The sequence below is a fragment of the Oceanimonas sp. MB9 genome, from assembly GCF_011319775.1.
GTDB classification, from domain to species: domain Bacteria; phylum Pseudomonadota; class Gammaproteobacteria; order Enterobacterales; family Aeromonadaceae; genus Oceanimonas; species Oceanimonas doudoroffii.
Genome location: NZ_VFBE01000005.1, coordinates 764,563 through 783,201 on the forward strand (window position 1 = coordinate 764,563; position 18,639 = coordinate 783,201).

17 protein-coding genes and 2 tRNA genes are annotated in these 18,639 nt (G+C 59.9%); 18 read left to right on the forward strand and 1 reads right to left on the reverse strand.

What is annotated here, in order from left to right:
* Positions 1-119: 119 nt before the first annotated feature.
* Positions 120-416, reverse strand: a complete 297-nt coding sequence (gene yhbY, locus OJHNALOF_RS06820) for a ribosome assembly RNA-binding protein YhbY (protein WP_094199837.1) — start codon at positions 414-416, stop codon at positions 120-122.
* Between the two features lie 85 nt (positions 417-501).
* Between yhbY and rlmE the strand changes: the two genes are divergently transcribed.
* From rlmE to OJHNALOF_RS06910, 18 genes are all read left to right on the forward strand, one after another.
* A complete protein-coding gene (gene rlmE / locus OJHNALOF_RS06825) occupies positions 502-1,131 on the forward strand; it encodes a 23S rRNA (uridine(2552)-2'-O)-methyltransferase RlmE (protein WP_165661562.1) in 630 nt (209 codons plus the stop codon).
* 44 nt (positions 1,132-1,175) lie between these two features.
* On the forward strand, positions 1,176-3,122 hold the full coding sequence (ftsH, locus tag OJHNALOF_RS06830; RefSeq protein WP_165661563.1) for an ATP-dependent zinc metalloprotease FtsH: 1,947 nt from the start codon (positions 1,176-1,178) through the stop codon (positions 3,120-3,122).
* 66 nt (positions 3,123-3,188) lie between these two features.
* Positions 3,189-4,031, forward strand: a complete 843-nt coding sequence (gene folP / locus OJHNALOF_RS06835; protein WP_165661564.1) for a dihydropteroate synthase — start codon at positions 3,189-3,191, stop codon at positions 4,029-4,031.
* Positions 4,028-5,353, forward strand: coding sequence for a phosphoglucosamine mutase (gene glmM, locus OJHNALOF_RS06840; RefSeq protein WP_165661565.1), 1,326 nt, complete (start codon positions 4,028-4,030; stop codon positions 5,351-5,353). Before folP ends, glmM begins: the two co-directional genes overlap by 4 nt.
* Positions 5,354-5,575: 222 nt before the next feature.
* Positions 5,576-5,911, forward strand: a complete 336-nt coding sequence (gene secG, locus OJHNALOF_RS06845) for a preprotein translocase subunit SecG (protein ID WP_094199832.1) — start codon at positions 5,576-5,578, stop codon at positions 5,909-5,911.
* A 6-nt stretch (positions 5,912-5,917) separates the two neighbouring features.
* Positions 5,918-6,004 (forward strand) — tRNA-Leu (locus OJHNALOF_RS06850).
* A gap of 58 nt (positions 6,005-6,062) precedes the next feature.
* Positions 6,063-6,139 (forward strand) — tRNA-Met (locus OJHNALOF_RS06855).
* 178 nt (positions 6,140-6,317) lie between these two features.
* On the forward strand, positions 6,318-6,776 hold the full coding sequence (gene rimP / locus OJHNALOF_RS06860; protein WP_014291934.1) for a ribosome maturation factor RimP: 459 nt from the start codon (positions 6,318-6,320) through the stop codon (positions 6,774-6,776).
* A 14-nt stretch (positions 6,777-6,790) separates the two neighbouring features.
* The gene (gene nusA, locus OJHNALOF_RS06865; protein WP_165661566.1) at positions 6,791-8,293 is read left to right on the forward strand and encodes a transcription termination factor NusA; all 1,503 of its coding nucleotides are present in this window, start codon (positions 6,791-6,793) and stop codon (positions 8,291-8,293) included.
* A gap of 19 nt (positions 8,294-8,312) precedes the next feature.
* On the forward strand, positions 8,313-11,024 hold the full coding sequence (gene infB, locus OJHNALOF_RS06870; protein ID WP_094199830.1) for a translation initiation factor IF-2: 2,712 nt from the start codon (positions 8,313-8,315) through the stop codon (positions 11,022-11,024).
* Positions 11,025-11,097: 73 nt separating this feature from the next.
* Entirely contained in the window at positions 11,098-11,502 is a 405-nt protein-coding gene (gene rbfA, locus OJHNALOF_RS06875; RefSeq protein WP_094199829.1) for a 30S ribosome-binding factor RbfA, read from the forward strand.
* A 1-nt stretch (position 11,503) separates the two neighbouring features.
* The gene (gene truB / locus OJHNALOF_RS06880; RefSeq protein WP_094199828.1) at positions 11,504-12,439 is read left to right on the forward strand and encodes a tRNA pseudouridine(55) synthase TruB; all 936 of its coding nucleotides are present in this window, start codon (positions 11,504-11,506) and stop codon (positions 12,437-12,439) included.
* A gap of 114 nt (positions 12,440-12,553) precedes the next feature.
* Positions 12,554-12,823: a 30S ribosomal protein S15 gene (rpsO, locus tag OJHNALOF_RS06885; RefSeq protein ID WP_094200563.1), complete on the forward strand. Its 270-nt coding sequence runs from the start codon at positions 12,554-12,556 to the stop codon at positions 12,821-12,823.
* 201 nt (positions 12,824-13,024) lie between these two features.
* On the forward strand, positions 13,025-15,169 hold the full coding sequence (gene pnp / locus OJHNALOF_RS06890; RefSeq protein WP_165661567.1) for a polyribonucleotide nucleotidyltransferase: 2,145 nt from the start codon (positions 13,025-13,027) through the stop codon (positions 15,167-15,169).
* A gap of 173 nt (positions 15,170-15,342) precedes the next feature.
* Positions 15,343-15,978 (forward strand): pyridoxamine 5'-phosphate oxidase, encoded by a 636-nt coding sequence (gene pdxH, locus OJHNALOF_RS06895; protein WP_094199826.1) that lies wholly within the window; start codon positions 15,343-15,345, stop codon positions 15,976-15,978.
* Positions 15,979-15,994: 16 nt separating this feature from the next.
* Positions 15,995-16,489, forward strand: coding sequence for a GNAT family N-acetyltransferase (locus tag OJHNALOF_RS06900; RefSeq protein ID WP_094199825.1), 495 nt, complete (start codon positions 15,995-15,997; stop codon positions 16,487-16,489).
* A gap of 140 nt (positions 16,490-16,629) precedes the next feature.
* On the forward strand, positions 16,630-17,772 hold the full coding sequence (locus tag OJHNALOF_RS06905) for a cupin domain-containing protein (RefSeq protein ID WP_165661568.1): 1,143 nt from the start codon (positions 16,630-16,632) through the stop codon (positions 17,770-17,772).
* A gap of 5 nt (positions 17,773-17,777) precedes the next feature.
* Positions 17,778-18,470: a tRNA/rRNA methyltransferase gene (locus OJHNALOF_RS06910; protein ID WP_165661899.1), complete on the forward strand. Its 693-nt coding sequence runs from the start codon at positions 17,778-17,780 to the stop codon at positions 18,468-18,470.
* The last annotated feature ends 169 nt before the right edge of the window (positions 18,471-18,639 follow it).

The following is an 18,639-nucleotide window of genomic DNA, read 5'->3' on the forward strand; positions in this document are numbered from 1 at the left end:
CCGGCGGCCATCATTTTGTTGTTGCACAAGGGCAGAAGGCAAGGTTACAACGGGGTGAGGGGGTACCCTGGAAGGGAATATCAGCGAGGCCCGACCGGACCTCGCTGTGACGGGCCGGGTCAGCCCCTGGGCAGAATGATTTTTCTCTGCTCGCTCTGACGGTAGATAGTCAGAATGTGACCAATGGTCTGTACCTTGACGGCGCCGGTTTCGCGCACAATGGCGTCCATGATCAGCTTTTTGACGTCCCTGTCTTCGGCGGCGACCTTGACCTTGATCAGTTCGTGGTGGTTCAGGGCCAGGTCAATCTCGGCCAGTACGCCTTCGGTCAGGCCATGCTGGCCAAGCAATACCACCGGCTTCAGGCTGTGGGCCAGTCCCTTGAGGTATTGTCTTTGCTTATTGTTCAGGGTCATTGCAAAATGCTTCGGTTAATCAGGTTGAAAGGGGAGCATTGTACCCCCATCTAGGCATTAATGGTAATAGCAGAGCGACAAATTAATGGGCAAAAAGAAACGCTCGGCCAGCTCAACCCGCTGGCTGAAGGAACATTTTGACGACAAATATGTACAACAGGCGCAAAAGAAGGGCCTGCGCTCGCGAGCCGTATTCAAGCTGGAAGAACTGCAGGGCCGCGACAAACTGCTGCGTGCCGGCATGACGGTGGTGGATCTGGGGGCCGCCCCGGGTGGCTGGAGTCAGTACGCCACCGAGCAGGTGGGCCAGGCCGGCAAGGTTATCGCCTGTGACATTCTGCCCATGGACCCCATTGCCGGCGTCGATTTTCTGCAGGGTGACTTCCGTGACGAAGACGTGCTCAATGCGTTGCTGGAACGGGTAGGGGACGACAAGGTGGATGTGCTGCTGTCGGACATGGCGCCGAACATGAGTGGCACGCCCGAAGTGGACCAGCCCAGGGCCATGTACCTGGTGGAGCTGGCCCTGGATATGTGCCGGCAGGTACTTGCTTCCAGAGGCAGTTTCGTGGTGAAAGTGTTCCAAGGGGCCGGATTTGATGAATTTCTCGGCGAAGTACGCCGGTCTTTTGCTACGGTCAAGGTAAGAAAACCAGACTCTTCCCGGGCTCGTTCCCGCGAAGTCTACATTGTGGCTACAGGTTTTAAACTGTAGTACCCTGTTTCAGTCATAAACTGTCAGCCGGTGAGGTTAGTAATTTGAGTGACATGGCGAAAAACTTGATCCTGTGGTTGGTCATTGCCGTGGTGTTGATGTCGGTATTCCAGAGCTTCAGCCCCGGCGAACCGTCCGGCCGCCAGACGGATTATTCCACCTTTGTGCAGGAAGTGGCCCAGGGCCAGATCCGTGAAGTGCGTATGGACGGCCAGACTATCAACGGCGTCAAGCGCAGCGGTGATCGGTTTACTACCATCATGCCTTCCGAAGATCCTCAGCTGCTTAACGATCTGCTCAACAATAATGTGCGGGTAGTGGGCGAAAAGCCGGAAGAGCCAAGCCTGCTGACGTCCATCTTTATTTCCTGGTTCCCCATGCTGCTGCTGATCGGCGTCTGGGTGTTCTTTATGCGCCAGATGCAGGGCGGTGGCGGCAAGGGCGCCATGACCTTCGGCAAGAGCCGGGCGCGGCTGATGAGCGAAGATCAGGTGAAAACCACCTTTGCCGACGTGGCCGGCTGTGACGAGGCCAAGGAAGACGTGAAGGAGCTGGTGGATTACCTGCGTGATCCCAGCCGCTTCCAGAAGCTGGGTGGCCGAATTCCTACCGGTATTCTGCTGGTAGGTCCACCCGGCACAGGTAAGACCCTGCTGGCCAAGGCCATTGCCGGCGAGGCCAAGGTGCCCTTCTTTACCATCTCCGGCTCCGATTTTGTGGAAATGTTCGTGGGTGTGGGCGCCTCCCGAGTGCGCGACATGTTCGAACAGGCCAAGAAGTCCGCGCCCTGTATCGTGTTTATCGATGAAATCGATGCCGTCGGTCGCCAGCGTGGTGCCGGTCTGGGTGGCGGGCACGATGAGCGCGAGCAGACCCTGAACCAGATGCTGGTGGAAATGGACGGCTTTGAAGGCAACGAGGGCGTTATTGTCATCGCCGCCACCAACCGTCCCGACGTGCTCGACCCCGCACTGCTGCGTCCGGGCCGTTTCGACCGCCAGGTAGTGGTAGGGCTGCCCGATGTACGTGGCCGTGAGCAGATCCTCAAGGTACACATGCGTCGTGTACCGCTGGGCGACGACGTAGAGGCTTCCCTGATTGCCCGGGGTACCCCTGGCTTCAGTGGTGCCGATCTGGCCAACCTGGTGAACGAGGCCGCCCTGTTTGCCGCCCGTGGCGGTCGCCGTCTGGTGTCGATGGAAGAGTTCGAAAAGGCCAAGGACAAGATCATGATGGGTGCCGAGCGCCGCTCCATGGTGATGTCCGAGTCCGAAAAGGAAATGACCGCCTATCACGAAGCCGGTCACGCCATTGTGGGCCGTATCGTGCCTGAGCACGATCCCGTGTACAAGGTGTCCATCATACCTCGTGGCCGAGCCTTGGGTGTGACCATGTATCTGCCCGAGCAGGACAGGTTCAGTTACAGCAAGCAGCACCTGGAGTCGATGATTTCCAGCCTGTACGGCGGCCGCCTGGCGGAAGAAATCATCTATGGCTTTGACAAGGTGACCACGGGCGCGTCCAACGACATCGAGCGGGCCACCGAAATCGCCCACAAGATGGTGACCCAGTGGGGTCTGTCCGAAAAAATGGGCCCCCTGTTGTATGCGGAAGAAGAGGGCGAAGTGTTCCTGGGTCGCAGCGCGGCCAAGAGCAAGCACATGTCCGATGAAACCGCCAAGCTGATCGATGCCGAGGTCAAGCAGGTCATTGAGCGCAACTTCAACCGGGCCAAGCAGATCCTGAACGATAACATCGACATTCTGCATGCCATGAAGGACGCGCTGATGAAGTACGAGACCATTGACGCTCGCCAGATCGACGATCTGATGGCGCGCCGGGATGTCCGTCCGCCCGCCGACTGGAAGGATGAGCACGGTGACAAGCCCCAGGGGCCGACCGCCGGCACCGGTGACAAGCAGGAAGAGGGCGAAGACAAAAAAGCGACGTCTCCCGACCTGAACAAGCCCGGTGACGCCACCAGCAACTGAGTTTTATGATAAATTAAGCCCCGGTCATCCTTACCGGGGCTTTTTGTTTTTAGGAATCACCCGTTTATGTTGTTATCTTCTTTATCCCGTACGCTGGATCTTTCCACGCCACAGGTAATGGGTGTGCTCAATATCACCCCAGACTCTTTTTCCGACGGCGGCCGTTTTCACGGCCAGGACGCCGCCCTGCGCCATGCCCTGCAAATGGTGGCCGACGGTGCCAGCATTATTGATGTGGGCGGTGAGTCGACCCGGCCCGGTGCCGATGAGGTGGCCGAGCAGCAGGAGCTGGAACGGGTGGTGCCCGTTATTGAACGGCTGCGGGCCGAGCTGGACTGCTGGATATCGGTGGATACCAGCAAGGCGGTGGTCATGGGCGAGGCGGTCGGGGCCGGGGCCGATCTGATCAATGACATTCGCGCCCTGCGCGAGCCCGGTGCCTTGCAGGTGGCTGCTGCCAGCGGTGCCGCCGTCTGCCTGATGCACATGCAGGGTCAGCCTCGTACCATGCAGCAGGCGCCGGATTACGACGATGTGGCCGCCGAGGTAGCCGTTTTTCTCGAGGAACGGTTGGCCGCCTGTGCGGCGGCGGGCATTCCCCGCGAGCGCATTTGTCTGGATCCTGGCTATGGCTTCGGCAAGTCCCTGGAGCACAATTACGAACTGCTGGGCCGCATCGGCGAGCTGCACCGGCTCGGACTGCCACTGCTGGCAGGTATGTCGCGCAAGTCGATGATTGGCCAGTTGCTGGATCGTGAGGTCGGTGAGCGCCTGGCCGGTACCCTGGCGGCCCATCTGTTTGCAGTGGCGCAAGGCGCGCAAATTGTACGGGTGCACGATGTAAAGGAAATGGTCGACGCCCTGCGCGTATGGCGCAGGGCCGCCCACTATCAGGAACAATCTTCATGAGCAGAAAATATTTTGGTACCGACGGCGTACGCGGCCGGGTCGGTGAGTACCCCATTACCCCCGAATTTGTGATGAAGCTGGGCTGGGCCGCCGGCAAGGTGTTGTCGCAAACCGGTACCAGAAAGGTACTGATTGGCAAGGACACCCGTATTTCCGGTTACATGCTGGAGTCGGCACTGGAAGCGGGCCTGTCTGCCGCCGGCCTGCAGGCGGCACTGCTGGGCCCCATGCCGACCCCGGCCATTGCCTACCTGACCCGCACCTTCAGGGCCGAGGCGGGCATCGTCATCAGTGCGTCACACAATCCCTATTACGACAACGGCATCAAATTCTTTTCTCACGACGGCACCAAGCTGCCCGACGAGGTGGAGCTGGCCATTGAAGCCATGCTCGATCAGCCCATGGACTGCGTGCCGTCGGATCAGCTCGGCAAGGCCAGCCGTATCAACGATGCCGCCGGCCGTTACATTGAGTTCTGCAAGAGCACCTTTCCTAGCGGTCTGCACCTGGATGGCCTGACCATAGTGCTTGACTGTGCCCATGGTGCCACCTATCACATTGCGCCGGCGGTGTTTGAAGAGCTGGGGGCCAAGGTGATCCGTACCGGCGTGCAGCCCAACGGGCTTAACATCAACGACGGCGTCGGTTCCACCGCCCCGGCGGCCTTGCAGGCGGCGGTGCGGGAGCATGGTGCCGACCTGGGTATTGCCTTTGACGGTGACGGCGACCGCCTGGCCATGGTGGATCACACCGGGGCCCTGGTGGACGGTGACGAGGTGTTGTACATCATTGCCCGGGACGCCCAGCGCAGGGGCAAGCTCGGTGGTGGCGTGGTTGGCACCCTGATGAGTAACATGGCCCTGGAGCTGGCCCTGGCAGAGCTGGACATTCCCTTTGAGCGCGCCAAGGTAGGGGATCGTTACGTCATGGAGCAGCTCAAGGAGCACGGCTGGAAACTGGGTGGTGAGAACTCCGGCCATATCATCAGCCTGGATCACAACAGCACCGGTGATGGCATCGTCGCCGCGCTGCAGGTGCTGCGGGCCCTGATCAACCAAGGGGAGACGCTGGCCGAGCTGCGTACGGGGCTGATTTTGTTTCCCCAAGTACTGGTTAATGTGCGCTATGCTCCCGGCACCGATCCCCTGGCCCAGGAAGAAGTACAACAACGGGTGGCCGTGGCCGAGGCGGAGCTGGCCGGCAAGGGCCGAGTGCTATTGCGAAAGTCGGGCACGGAACCGTTGATTCGAGTGATGGTGGAAGGCGCCGATGAGCCCCAGGTGCGCCGCCTGGCCGAATACATCGCCGAAGCGGTGGTCTGAACCGGGTGGAGTGTGAGGAGGGAAGTAAAATGCGCTTAATTACCTCCGTCTTCTCACACTTCAGGCAAAAACGGTTGTGTAATCATCGCTTTGCCTTCTTTTTATGCACTTGAACGAATTTTTTAAAATTGCGCTTGTATCCCATCGGGGGTGTCGCTAGTATTAGCCCCGCTCCCAAGGGCAGCCTGCCAAGGGAAGCGAGCGCCAACCAAAGGTAGCAAAATGTACGAGATTCTTTTGGTGGTGTACCTGCTGATAGCCCTTGCCCTGATTGGCCTGGTGCTGATACAGCAAGGAAAAGGCGCCGATATGGGCGCCTCCTTCGGAGCGGGTGCATCCAATACGGTTTTCGGATCCAGCGGTTCAGGTAATTTCCTGACCAAGACGACCACATTGCTGGCGGCTGGTTTCTTTGTAGTAAGCCTGGTGCTTGGTAATCTCTCTACCAATGCAACCAAGCAGAGCAGTGAGTGGGAAGACCTGACGGCTCCCGAAGTAGTTGAAACTCCTGTTCAGGGTGACGTTCCGGTCGAAAGCGGCAGCGACGTACCCAACTAAGTTTTTGCCGAGATGGTGGAATTGGTAGACACGCTATCTTGAGGGGGTAGTGCCCGTATGGGCGTGCGGGTTCAAGTCCCGCTCTCGGCACCAATTTATAGTCCGGTTGAGATGAATGCTCGATTTGACTATAATCTCGCACGATTTCGGACGCGGGGTGGAGCAGCCTGGTAGCTCGTCGGGCTCATAACCCGAAGGTCGTCGGTTCAAATCCGGCCCCCGCAACCAATTTCACGTTCATCGTCTGCTCACGATGAATGGTCGCTGCGAGGCGACAATCAGGGTCCAGGTGAATAGCCCCGATTTGAATATCGGGGCTTTTTGTTATCTGGACTTTGGCATCGGTTTGGCGATGCATATTTAAACTGGGCTGCGAGCCCTTTTTTTGTTTTTGAAGGGGGTAGCTTTGGCTACATTGGAACAACGATTGACCGAGATGCTCAGCGAACCGGTAGCGGCGCTGGGCTTTGAACTGCTGGGGCTGGAATTTGTTCGCGCCGGCCGTCACTCGACCCTGCGGCTGTACATCGATCATGAAAACGGCATCGATGTGAACGATTGCGCCGAAGTCAGCCGGCAGGTCAGCGCCGTGCTGGATGTGGAAGATCCCATTTCCACCGAGTATGATCTGGAAGTCTCATCCCCGGGGCTCGCACGACCTCTGTTCAAACCGGCCCATTACCAGGCCATTATCGGCCAGGAGGCCGAACTGGCACTGCGCATGGCCGTGAACAATCGCCGCAAACTCAAAGGCATTGTGGTGTCGGCCGACGACACCATGGTCCGGCTGGAGGTGAATGGCCAGGAATTTCCCGTGGCCTACGCCAACATTCAAAAAGCAAATCTGGTTCCGAACTTTGACTGACGAGGCCCTCGGACATGAATAAAGAAATATTGCTGGTTGTAGACGCCGTTTCCAACGAAAAGGCGGTGCCTCGCGAGAAAATTTTTGAGGCGCTGGAAACCGCGCTGGCCACGGCCACCAAGAAAAAATACGAAGGCGACATCGAAGTCCGGGTTGCCATCGACCGCAAGAGCGGCGACTTCGATACCTTCCGTCGCTGGCAGGTGGTGGAAGATCAGGAGTCCCTGACCAACGCCTACCGGGAAATCACCCTGGAAGCGGCCCAGATCGACGAGCCCGAAATTCAGGTCGGTGACTACGTAGAGGATCAAATCGAGTCCATCACCTTTGACCGCATCACCACCCAGACTGCCAAGCAGGTTATCGTGCAGAAGGTGCGTGAAGCCGAGCGCATGCAGGTGGTGGAGCAGTTCCAGGACCAGGAAGGCGAAATCATCACCGGTGTGGTGAAAAAGGCCACCCGCGACAACGTGATCCTGGATCTGGGCAACAATGCCGAGGCCGTGATCTTCCGCGAAGATCTGCTGCCCCGCGAGTCGTTCCGCTCCGGTGACCGGGTGCGTGGTCTGCTCTACGCAGTTCGCCCCGAAGCCCGTGGTGCCCAGCTGTTTGTCAGCCGCTCCAACCCGGAATTTCTGAAAGAGCTGTTCCGCATTGAAGTGCCGGAAATCGGTGAAGAAATCATCGAAATCATGGCCGCCGCCCGGGATCCGGGCAGCCGCGCCAAGATTGCGGTCAAGACCAACGACCGCCGCATCGATCCCATCGGTGCCTGTGTGGGCATGCGTGGTGCCCGTGTGCAGGCGGTATCCGGTGAGCTTGGTGGCGAGCGCGTGGACATCGTGCTGTGGGACGACAATCCCGCCCAGTTCGTGATCAACGCCATGGCGCCGGCCGATGTGGCCTCTATCATCGTGGATGAAGACGCCCATTCCATGGACATTGCCGTGGAAGCCGGCAACCTGGCCCAGGCCATTGGCCGTAATGGTCAAAACGTGCGCCTGGCTTCCCAGCTGACCGGTTGGGAACTGAATGTGATGACGGTGGAAGACCTGCAGCAAAAGCACCAGGCCGAAAACGACAAGATCATTACCCTGTTTGTAGACAGCCTGGACATCGACGACGACTTTGCTTCCCTGCTGGTGGGCGAAGGCTTCTCCACCCTGGAAGAAATCGCCTATGTTCCGGTCAGCGAGCTGCTGAGTGTGGAAGGTCTGGACGAAGATACCGTCGAAGAGCTGCGCAACCGGGCCAAGGACGCACTGACTACCCGTGCCCTGGCCCAGGAAGAATCCTTTGAAGGGGTAGAGCCGGCAGAAGACCTGCTGGGTCTGACCGGCATGACCCGCGAGCTGGCCTATCAACTGGCCGCCCGTGGTGTCGGGAATCTGGAAGATCTGGCAGAGCAGGGCATTGACGACCTGGAAGGCATTGAAGGCCTCGATGAGACCCGCGCGGGCGAACTCATCATGGCTGCCCGTAACATCTGCTGGTTCGGAGAGCAGAACGAAGATTAAGATCATCGGAGGTAAATGAATGGCAGAAGTATCATTGACGCAACTTGCCAGTGACATCGACACGCCGGTTGATCGTCTGATCCAGCAGTTTCGTGAGGCGGGCATGGAGAAATCCGGCAACGACACCGTTTCCGAAACTGAAAAGGCCGCCTTGCTTGCGCATTTGAAAAAGCAGCACGGTGCCAATGACGATAATGAACCCAAACGGATGACCCTGCAGCGCAAGACCATGAGTACCCTGAGTGTTCAGGGTGCCGGCGGCAAGAGCAAGGCAGTGCAGGTAGAGGTGCGCAAGAAGCGCACCTACGTAAGACGCGATGCGCTCGAAGACCAGCGTCGTGAAGAGGAAGAAAAGGCGCGCCAGGAAGCCGAGGCTCAGGCGCGTCGTGAGGCCGAGGAAGCGGCCCAACGAGAAGCAGCAGAACAAGCCAAGCGCGAGGCGGAAGAAAAAGCCAAGCGCGAAGCGGAAGAAAAAGCCAAGCGTGAAGCGGAAGAAAAAGCCCGTCAGGCTCAGCTGCAGGCTCAGAAGAACACCGAGCAGGGGACCGACCAGTCCCAGAGCAAAGAGCAGAAAAAGGCGGATGAGATGGCCAAGCGCGAAGCAGAAAACCTGAAGAAACAGCGCGAAGAAGAAGCCCTGCGCAAAGCCGAGCTGGAAGCCCAGCAGAAGGCGGAAGAAGTGCGCAAGCTGGCGGAAGCAAACGAGAAGCGCTGGGCCGAAGAAGCGGCCAAGAAGCCGGAAGACGCGGACTACCACGTGACCACCAGCCAGCACGCCCGTGCCGCCGAAGACGAAGCCGATCAGAGCGAAGAGCAGAAAGCCCGTCGCACCGGTGGCAAGAAGCGCAAGGGTGGTAAGTCGAAGGAAGATCGTGAAGATCGCGAAAGCCGCAACGAGCGCCAGCGCAAGGGCAAGCGCGCCAAGGTGATGACGCCCAAGTCCATGAAGCATGGCTTCCAGAAGCCGGCCCAGCCGGTGAGCCGTGAAGTGGAAATCGGCGAAACCATCAGTGTGGCCGAGCTGGCCAACCGCATGGCGGTCAAGGGCACCGAAGTCATCAAGGCGATGATGAAGATGGGCGCTATGGTCACCATCAACCAGGTGATCGATCAGGAAACCGCTCAGCTGGTGGCCGAGGAAATGGGCCACAAGGTGGTGCTGCGCCGCGAAAACGAGCTGGAAGAGCGCGTGCTGTCCGACCGTGACACCGACGCCGAGCGCAAGTCCCGCGCGCCTGTGGTGACCATCATGGGTCACGTTGACCACGGCAAGACCTCCACCCTGGACTACATTCGTCGTACCAAGGTGGCGTCTGGCGAGGCCGGCGGCATTACCCAGCACATCGGTGCCTACCACGTAGAAACCGAGAACGGCATGATCACCTTCCTGGATACGCCGGGACACGCGGCCTTTACCTCCATGCGTGCCCGTGGTGCCAAGGCCACCGACATCGTGATTCTGGTGGTGGCCGCCGACGACGGTGTGATGCCCCAGACCATTGAAGCCATTCAGCACGCCAAGGCCGCCGAAGTGCCGCTGATCGTGGCCGTGAACAAGATGGACAAGCCGGAAGCGGATCCGGATCGGGTCAAGAGCGAACTGGCTCAGCACGGCGTGATGTCGGAAGACTGGGGTGGCGAAAACATTTTCGTACACATCTCCGCCAAGGCTGGTACCGGTATCGACGAACTGCTGGAAGCTATCCTGCTGCAGGCCGAAGTACTGGAGCTGACCGCGGTATACGACGCCATGGCCTCCGGCGTGGTGATCGAATCCCGTCTCGACAAGGGCCGCGGCCCCGTGGCCACCGTGCTGGTGCAGGACGGCACCCTGAACCAGGGTGACATCGTGCTGTGCGGCCTGGAGTACGGCCGGGTACGCGCCATGAAGGACGAGCTGGGTCGCGAAGTGAAAGCCGCCGGTCCGTCCATTCCGGTAGAGATTCTGGGCCTGTCCGGCGTGCCAACTGCCGGTGACGAAGCCACGGTAGTACGGGACGAGAAAAAGGCCCGGGAAGTGGCGCTGTACCGTCAGGGCAAGTTCCGCGAAGTCAAGCTGGCCCGCCAGCAGAAGGCCAAGCTGGAGAACATGTTCGCCAACATGAGCGAAGGCGAAGTGGCCGAGGTCAACCTGGTGCTGAAGGCGGACGTACAGGGCTCCATCGAGGCGATCTCCGACTCGCTGATGAAGCTGTCCACCGACGAAGTGAAGGTGAAGATCGTGGGCTCCGGCGTAGGTGGCATTACCGAGACCGACGCCAGCCTGGCGGCCGCGTCCAACGCCATCATTCTGGGCTTCAACGTGCGTGCCGACGCTTCCGCCCGCAAGATGATCGAGGCGGAAGAGATCGATCTGCGCTACTACAGTGTGATCTATGAGCTGCTGGACGAAGTGAAGCAGGCCATGACCGGCATGCTGGCACCCGAGTTCAAGCAGGAGATCATCGGCCTGGCCCAGGTGCGTGACGTGTTCCGTTCACCCAAGTTCGGCGCCATCGCCGGCTGTATGGTCACCGAAGGCGTGGTCAAGCGCAGCAATCCGATTCGCGTACTGCGCGACAACGTGGTGATTTACGAAGGCGAGCTGGAATCCCTGCGTCGCTTCAAGGATGACGTTCAGGAAGTGCGTAACGGCATGGAATGCGGCATCGGCGTGAAGAACTACAACGACGTGCGCGTAGGCGACCAGATCGAGGTATATCAGATTGTGGAAGTGCAGCGCACCCTGTAAGGTCGCGGCCAACCACGTCTGAACACTGTTATCAACGGGGGCCTCGAGGCCCCCTTTGTCTTGGAAAAAAGCAATGGCCAGAGAATTCAGCCGTACCCGCCGGGTAGCACAGGAACTGCAAAAAGAGATTGCCGTTATCCTGCAGCGGGAAATCAAAGACGACCGTCTGGGCATGGTCACCGTTTCCGGAGTCGAAGTGTCCCGGGATCTTAATTACGCCAAGGTATTCGTGACCTTTCTCGACAACGACGCCGAGCGCGTGGAGCAGGGCATGGAGGCGCTGAAGGACGCCAGCGGTTATATTCGCAGCCTGGTGGCCAAGGCCATGCGCCTGCGGGTCACCCCGGAGCTGCGCTTCTCCTATGATCAGAGCCTGGTGGAAGGCATGCGCATCTCCACCCTGGTGTCGAGCACCGTCGCCGAAGACAAGCGCCGCAGCGCCGGTCGCGACGACGAAGACGACAAGGAGCAGGACTGAGATGGGGCGTCAGCGACGTTTTCGCGGCCGTGAGGTAGACGGCATTCTGCTGCTCGACAAGCCGGCGGGTATTACCTCCAACGATGCCCTGCAGCAGGTCAAGCGTATCTACGCCGCCGCCAAGGCCGGCCACACCGGTGCCCTGGACCCGCTGGCCACCGGCATGCTGCCGATCTGCCTGGGTGAAGCCACCAAGTTTTCCCAGTTTCTGCTTGATGCCGACAAACGCTACCGGGTGGTGGCCAAGCTCGGTGAGCGCACCGACACCAGTGACGCCGATGGTGAAGTGGTGGAGACCCGCCCGGTGAATGTGTCCACCGGCGAGCTGATTGAGGCGCTGGATCACTTTCGCGGCGACATTGAACAGATCCCCTCCATGTATTCGGCGCTCAAGTACCAGGGCAAACCCCTGTATCAGTACGCCCGGGAAGGCATTGAGGTACCCCGGGAAGCGCGCCCGATCACGGTGTTTGAGCTCAAGCTCATTCGCTTTGAAGGAGACGAGGTGGAGCTGGAAGTACACTGCAGCAAGGGTACCTATATTCGCACCATCGTCGACGATCTGGGCGAGCGCCTGGGTTGTGGTGCCCACGTGACCGTGCTGCGCCGGCTGGCGGTGGCCGGATATCCGGGCGAACGCATGCTGACCCTGGAGCAGCTGCAGTGCATTCTCGACAACTGCAAGGCCAATGAGATTTCGCCCCGGGTGGAGCTGGATCCGCTGCTGCTGCCGATGGACACCGCGGTGCAGAGCCTGCCCGAGGTGAACCTGTCGGAGCTGGTGGCCGGTTACCTGCTGCACGGCCAGGCGGTGCAGGTGTCGGGCGCGCCCCTTGAGGGGTTTGTGCGCATGACGGTGGGCGAAGACCACCGTTTTGTCGGCGTCGGTGAAATCGATGACGACGGCAAGGTGGCGCCGCGCCGGCTGGTGCGCTGAATTTAGCGCGCATTTCAGGTTGCCAAGCGCGGCGTTGCTGGTAGAATGCCGTGCTTCCTTCCGGCTGAATTAGTGATCGGCTGGAATTCATTCATGTTATTTGGAGTAGACACCATGTCACTAAATGCTGAAACCAAAGCCCAGATCGTTGCCGAATTCGCCCGTGGCGAAGGCGACACCGGCTCTCCCGAAGTGCAGGTAGCTCTGCTGAGCGCCCAGATCAACCACCTGCAGGGCCACTTCAAGCAGCACATCCACGATCACCACAGCCGCCGCGGCCTGCTGCGCATGGTATCCCAGCGTCGTAACCTGCTGGACTACCTGAAGCGCAAAGACGTAGAGCGCTACCGTGCCCTGATCGAAAAGCTGGGCCTGCGTCGTTAATCGACTCCAAAGCCTTGTTAAAAAGGGAGCCTCGGCTCCCTTTTTTATTGCCTGTTTTTTAGTTGTGAGGGGTAAAGCATCCACCTCACTCTTCACGCCTTACCCCTTACGCTTTTATTCCAGCCATTCTGTCCTTTAAACAGGAATCAAGTATACTGTGCCGGCGTATTAAAGAATCAAACAGTTAAAGGAATCTACCACGTGAATCCTATCGTAAAGACCTTCCAGTACGGTCAGCATACCGTCACCCTTGAAACCGGCGTGATCGCCCGTCAGGCTACCGCCGCCGTGATGGCCAGTATCGACGACACTTCCGTGCTGGTAAGTGTGGTCGGCAAGCGCGAAGCCGACGAAAGCCGCGACTTCTTTCCGCTGACCGTCAACTACCAGGAGCGGGCCTACGCCGCCGGCCGTATTCCCGGCAGCTTTTTCAAGCGTGAAGGCCGTCCCACCGAAGGTGAAACACTGACCGCGCGTCTGATCGATCGTCCCATTCGTCCGCTGTTTCCCGATGGATTCAAAAACGAAGTTCAGGTGATTGCCACCGTGATGTCCGCCAACCCGGAAATCGCCCCGGACATCATTTCCATGCTGGGCACCTCCGCCGCCCTGGCCATCTCCGGCATTCCCTTTGCCGGCCCCATTGGTGCCGCCCGTGTGGGTTACCTGAACGGTGAATACGTGCTGAACCCCAGCATCACCGAGCTCAAGGAAAGCCAGCTGGATCTGGTCGTGGCCGGTACCGCCGGTGCCGTGTTGATGGTGGAATCCGAAGCCTCTGTGCTGCCCGAAGACGTCATGCTGGGTGCCGTGATGTACGGTCACGAGCAGATGCAGGCCGCCATTAACGCCATCAACGAGCTGGCCGCCGAAGTGGGCACCCAGCCCTGGGACTGGCAGCCCAAGGCCGAAAACGAGGCCCTCAAGGCCAAGGTCGCCGAGCTGGCCTCCGCCGAGCTGGGTGAAGCCTACCGCATCACCGACAAGACCGCCCGTCGCGACGCCATTGCCGATATCAAGGCTCGGGTACAGGCCGCCGTACTGGAGCAGTCACCGGAAGCGGAAATCAAGGAAATCCAGGAACTGCTGGGCAAGCTGGAAAAAACCATCGTGCGTGGCCGTGTGGTTCGCGGCGAGCCGCGTATCGATGGCCGTGAGCCCGACATGATCCGTGCCCTGAACGTGGCCACCGGCCTGCTGCCCCGTGCCCACGGCTCTTCCCTGTTTACCCGGGGCGAGACCCAGGCCCTGGTGGCCGCGACCCTGGGCACCGAGCGTGACGCCCAGCTGATCGATGAGCTGACCGGCGAGCGCGCCAACCGCTTTATGCTGCACTACAACTTCCCTCCCTACTGCGTGGGTGAAACCGGCATGGTCGGCAGCCCCAAGCGTCGGGAAATCGGTCATGGCCGCCTGGCCAAGCGCGGCGTGGCCGCGGTGATGCCGAGCGCGGAAGAATTCCCCTACACCGTGCGGGTGGTGTCCGAGATCACCGAATCCAACGGCTCTTCCTCCATGGCTTCCGTGTGTGGTACTTCACTGGCCCTGATGGACGCCGGTGTGCCGATCAAGGCCTCGGTGGCCGGTATCGCCATGGGTCTGGTGAAGGAAGAAGAAGGCTTTGTGGTACTGTCCGACATTCTGGGTGACGAAGACCACCTGGGTGACATGGACTTCAAGGTGGCCGGAACCAACGAGGGCGTAACCGCCCTGCAGATGGACATCAAGATCGAAGGCATCACCAAGGAAATCATGGAAGTGGCCCTGAACCAGGCCCGCAACGCCCGCCTGCATATTCTGAAGGTGATGGACGAGGCCCTGCAGGCGCCCCGTGCCGACATTTCCGACTTCGCGCCGCGTATTCACACCATCAAGATCAACCCTGAGAAGATCCGTGATGTGATCGGCAAGGGTGGCGCCACCATTCGCGCCCTGACCGAAGAAACCGGTACCACCATCGAGCTGGATGACGACGGCACCGTGAAGATTGCCGCCGTTGACGGTGAAGCCGCCAAGGCCGCCATTCGCCGCATTGAACAGCTGACCGCGGAAGTGGAAAGCGGCACCATCTACGAAGGTCAGGTGGTTCGTCTGGCCGACTTTGGCGCCTTTGTTAACATTCTGCCCGGCAAGGACGGTCTGGTGCACATCTCCCAGATCACCGAAGAGCGGGTGAAGAATGTGTCCGATCACCTGAAAGTGGGTGACACCGTCAAGGTCAAGGTGCTGGAAGTGGACCGCCAGGGCCGCATTCGCCTGTCCATCAAGGAAGCGAACAAGCCGGAAGAAGCCGAAGCGCCTGCCGCCGAGGCCAGCGAAGAAGCCAAGACCGACAGCGCCGAATAAGCCACTCGGTTAACGCCAAAGCCGGAGAGTCCTTCTCCGGCTTTTTTATTTTCATTTCTCTCCTCACCCCTTACATTTCACGTCTCTGCGTCCCACGTCCTGGCAACAACACTTGCCAAGCCCGAGCCGGCTTTGCACAATGAAGCCACTTTCAGCCGACGGAAACAACACACATGGAGCTGGCGGATTACCGACGGGAATACCTGCAGGGCGGCCTGCGGCGTAATGACCTGCCCGACACCCCCCTTGCCTTGTTTGAAACCTGGATGCAGCAGGCCATTGCCGCCGGGCTGCCCGATCCCACCGCCATGGTGGTGGCCACGGTCGACGAGCGAGGCCAGCCTTATCAGCGCATCGTGCTGCTCAAGCAGGTGGATGAGCAGGGCTTTGTGTTTTACACCAACATGGGCAGCCGCAAGGCCGCGCACCTTAACCACAATCCCCGCATCAGCCTGCTGTTTCCCTGGCATCCACTGGAGCGCCAGGTGCACATTACCGGCCAGGTTGAAAAACTCGCCGCCACCGAGGTGATGAAATATTTCGCCAGCCGCCCCAAGGACAGCCAGATTGGCGCCTGGGTATCAAAACAGTCCTCACGGATCTCGGCCCGAGGCCTGCTGGAAGCCAAGTTTTTGGAAATGAAGCAGAAGTTCGCCAGCGGCGAGGTGCCGCTGCCCAGCTTCTGGGGCGGCTTTCGCGTGAAATTCGATGCGGTGGAATTCTGGCAGGGAGGCGCCAACCGGCTGCATGACCGCTTTGTGTACCAGCGCGAGCAGGACGGCTGGACCATTTCCCGCCTGGCACCCTGAGCGTACGGAAGGCAGTATGCTGATTTGCAGAACCGAACGTCCCGGTGACGGCGACGATATCGATGAGGTGGTGTACGCCGCCTTTGACCGCCCCGACGAGGCCGACCTGGTGCTGGCCCTGCGCGAGCAGGGCGCCATCAGTGTCAGCCAGGTAGCGGAGTATGAGGGCGCCGTGATTGGCCATCTGGCCATGAGCCCGGTGCTGATCAACGGTGAGGACATCGGTTGGCTGGGACTGGCCCCGGTGAGCGTGTGGCCCGACTGCCAGAATCAGGGCGTGGGCTCGGAGATGATTCGTGAGGCCATTCAGGCCGCCAACGACTTTGACTGGGCCGGCATCGTGGTGCTGGGCAACCCGGCCTATTACCAGCGCTTTGGCTTTCGTCCGGCGCGGGAGCTGGGGCTGACCTGCCCCTATCCCGATGCCGGCGATGCCTTTATGGCGCTGGCCCTGAAACAGCCGGCGCCCGCCGGCCTGGTGACCTACCACCCGGCCTTTGACGCACTCTGAACCGACCCGTTTCTGTCTTGGTGCCGGCTTACTCCCGTCGTTATACCCACGCCGGGCGGCTTGTACCTATGATTATGCCCGCGCCGCGGGCATAATGGCGGCCATAGTTAACGCCATTATGCCCTCGTTGCGAGTTTTTCATGCACAGCCCACTTAAACTGGATATCGACCACTTTCTGGCCCACGATTGGCAGCGCCGGCCGCGCCTGTTCAAGGCTGCCCTGCCCGAATTTGATGATCCCCTGAGCCCCGACGAGCTGGCCGGCCTGGCCCTCGAGCCCCATATCGAATCCCGCCGGGTCTGGCGTGAGCAGGACCGCTGGCAGGCGGAAACCGGGCCTTTCGAGTCATACGACCACCTGGGTGAAAACGACTGGACCCTGCTGGTGCAGGCGGTCAACCAGTGGCACCCCGGCGTGCAGGATCTGGCCGAGCTGTTTCGTTTTATTCCCGGCTGGCGTTTTGACGACGTCATGGTGAGCTTTTCCACCCCGGGCGGTGGCGTGGGTCCGCACATCGACCAGTACGGTGTCTTTATTCTTCAGGGCGCCGGTAGCCGCCGCTGGCGGGTAGGGGAGCGCCAACACCTGCGGGAGTTCGCCGCCCACGGCGCCCTGCGTCACTGCGACGAGTTCGAGGCGGTGATCGACGAGGTATTGCAGCCCGGCGACATGATTTACATTCCCCCCGGCTGCCCTCATGAGGGCTACGCCGAGACCCCGGCAATGAACTATTCCATCGGTTTTCGTGCCCCGGACGCCCGGGATCTGTTTTCGAGCTTTGCCGACCATCTGCTGGCCCACGTCGACGGCACCCGGCGTTTTGACGATGCCGGCATGAGTGCCGCCGCCGCCCATGGCCGCCTCGATGCCAGCGTGATGGATCAGGTCAAGACACTGATGCGCGAGCTGCTCGACGACGACACTCGATTGAATGACTGGTTTGGCGAAATGATTTCGGAAGCCAAACACGACCTCGATCTTGAAACCGCCGAGCCCGTCTACAGCCTGGAAGAACTGGTGCTGCGTCTGGATCACGGCGACCACCTCTACCGCCTGGGCGGTGTGCGTTGTTTCTACCATGAAGGCAGCGCGGATGTGTTTTATCTGGATGGCGACCGTTATCAGCTGGCCGAGCCCGATGCCGACGCCATTGCACTGCTGTGTGATCAGGCCCGCATCTGTGGCCCGGAAGTGGCCTGCCTGAAGGCGCCCCGCAACCTGCTCGACTGCCTGCTGCCGCTGGTGAACCAGGGCTATTGGTATTTTGAGGAAGACGAGTAATGTCGGTGGAGTTGTATTTCGTACTGGAGTCGCCGGCCCGTCCGGAAAACGTCGGCGCCGCGGCCCGCGCCATGAAAACCATGGGCTTTTCGCGCATGCGCCTTGTCAACAGCCGGGTGCATGAGCAGGCTCAGGCCCAGTGGGTGGCCCACGGCGCCCAGGAGATACTGGAGCAGGCCGAATATTATCCTACCCTGGCCGAGGGCCTGGCCGACATGGATCTGGTGATCGCCACCACGGCCCGCCGCCGGGGCCGCTATCAGCATTATCTGACCCCCCGGGAAGCCGTGTCCCAGATCAACAACAAGGCGGTACAACGGGTGGCGGTGTTGTTTGGCTGTGAAGAGTCGGGCCTGAGCAACGAGCACCTGGCCCAGGCCGATATCATCAGCTATCTGCCGCTCAAGGTGAGTTATCCGTCGCTGAATCTGGGGCAGGCCATCATGCTGTATGCCTGGGAGTTCAGTCAGGGGCTGGCACCGAAAGCTGAACAAAAAAGCGACGTTCGGCAGGAAAACGCTCAGCTTCGCGTGCTGCAACAAAAAACAGAACAATTACTGGATTTTATCGGGGTTTCTCAGCAGGAAAAACTGGCCGAGTGGGTTAAAGACCGATTGCCTGTGCTGGAGCAGCGGGACCTGAACCTGTTGCACCTGCTCTGCAAGGACCTTGAACGGGCCCTCAAACACCGGGAGTGAAGTTGACAAGCCGCCGGCCCCGGGTTATTGCTATGCCATTCGTTGTTACAGGTTGTATGTCATGCTGCAGTTCACCCGCACCACCACCATTATTATTACCGGCACCACCATGGGTGGCACCGGGGCGGGCTGATGCGCTGACGACAAACAGAATTTGAATCGAAAAGCC

Coding starts and splice junctions, on each gene's coding strand:
- yhbY (WP_094199837.1), bottom strand. CDS start 416: ATGACCCTGAACAATAAGCAAAGACAATACCTCAAGGGACTGGCCCAC.
- rlmE (WP_165661562.1), top strand. CDS start 502: ATGGGCAAAAAGAAACGCTCGGCCAGCTCAACCCGCTGGCTGAAGGAA.
- folP (WP_165661564.1), top strand. CDS start 3,189: ATGTTGTTATCTTCTTTATCCCGTACGCTGGATCTTTCCACGCCACAG.
- glmM (WP_165661565.1), top strand. CDS start 4,028: ATGAGCAGAAAATATTTTGGTACCGACGGCGTACGCGGCCGGGTCGGT.
- secG (WP_094199832.1), top strand. CDS start 5,576: ATGTACGAGATTCTTTTGGTGGTGTACCTGCTGATAGCCCTTGCCCTG.
- nusA (WP_165661566.1), top strand. CDS start 6,791: ATGAATAAAGAAATATTGCTGGTTGTAGACGCCGTTTCCAACGAAAAG.
- infB (WP_094199830.1), top strand. CDS start 8,313: ATGGCAGAAGTATCATTGACGCAACTTGCCAGTGACATCGACACGCCG.
- rbfA (WP_094199829.1), top strand. CDS start 11,098: ATGGCCAGAGAATTCAGCCGTACCCGCCGGGTAGCACAGGAACTGCAA.
- truB (WP_094199828.1), top strand. CDS start 11,504: ATGGGGCGTCAGCGACGTTTTCGCGGCCGTGAGGTAGACGGCATTCTG.
- rpsO (WP_094200563.1), top strand. CDS start 12,554: ATGTCACTAAATGCTGAAACCAAAGCCCAGATCGTTGCCGAATTCGCC.
- pdxH (WP_094199826.1), top strand. CDS start 15,343: ATGGAGCTGGCGGATTACCGACGGGAATACCTGCAGGGCGGCCTGCGG.
- OJHNALOF_RS06900 (WP_094199825.1), top strand. CDS start 15,995: ATGCTGATTTGCAGAACCGAACGTCCCGGTGACGGCGACGATATCGAT.
- OJHNALOF_RS06905 (WP_165661568.1), top strand. CDS start 16,630: ATGCACAGCCCACTTAAACTGGATATCGACCACTTTCTGGCCCACGAT.